1 protein-coding gene is annotated in these 1,061 nt (G+C 40.9%); it reads left to right on the forward strand.

All coding sequences use genetic code 11. The features are described 5' to 3' along the window. Positions 1 to 365 precede the first annotated feature (365 nt). A partial coding sequence (locus tag SD31_RS14460; RefSeq protein WP_231561710.1) for a phage integrase N-terminal SAM-like domain-containing protein occupies positions 366 to 1,061 on the forward strand: 696 nt, incomplete at its 3' end.

The raw sequence follows: 1,061 nt of genomic DNA on the forward strand, positions 1-1,061 counted from the left end.
AAAAGTCAGTAAAAAAGTTTCAACTTTTTTTTATTTTGAATCAGTTTACTTATAGTCACGATTCGATATTTTATGTTTTTTTATCGATTTTCAAWCATTTACTTGTTTGGTAAAATTACCGCTAACTCTCAAATATACGCAATAATCTTCTTTACAAAAAAAAACCAATAATTCTCTGTTTTGCCATAAATATTTGATTGTAAGGGGGTTCACTTTATGGTTGTGCGATTTTGTCCATTGCGCATTTTGTATAACTTTCTTAGATTTGTTTTGGCAGATAATACAAAATACGCAGTATAGAAGTTGTTGATTTTTCCGGTTTTGCTTTCCGGGAAGGTAGGCATAATGATTCGGCGGTCATTTGGGTGGATTTCAAATACGACCGGGCAAAGATTGATTTGGTCAAATCGCTGAAAGGTAGGTGGAGCAGGTCTGAAAAGTGCTGGTATGTACCGGACAACACCTATTTCCGGACACTGTTTGGGATGGAAATCTCACCGGTTGGCAAAGGGGTGTTGTCCAAATTGTCACCATTGAATGCCTGGGAGTTGCAACGCATGAAAGAGGTATTGCAGATGAAAGCCTATAGTCCATCCACCATAAAGACATACATGATCGAATTTGCACAGCTACTGTATATTTTGAAAGATGTGCCCGTTGATTCGCTCGGCTACGACCGTCTCCGTGCTTACATCCTTTATTGCATCAATACATTGAAAATTTCGGAAAGCCAGCTGCACAGCAGGCTCAACGCCATCAAATTCTATTTTGAACAGGTGCTCCATAAACCGGACTTCTTTGCCGAAATCCCACGGCCGAAGAAGCCATCAACTTTGCCAAAGGTGTTGAGCCAAAAGGAAGTAAAACGGATATTCGACGTGGTACAAAACCGAAAACATTTGCTGATGCTGCAACTGTGCTACGGAATGGGGTTGCGCGTAAGTGAGATTGTCAATCTGAAAGTGAGCGACATCGACAGTGGACGGATGCAGGTACTCATCGAAGCGGGTAAAGGAAAAGAAAGATCGGTATGTACCACTACCGTCTGCAGTGCTGGATTT

This window comes from Sphingobacterium sp. T2 (assembly GCF_000814685.1).
Taxonomy (GTDB): Bacteria; Bacteroidota; Bacteroidia; order Sphingobacteriales; family Sphingobacteriaceae; genus Sphingobacterium; species Sphingobacterium thermophilum.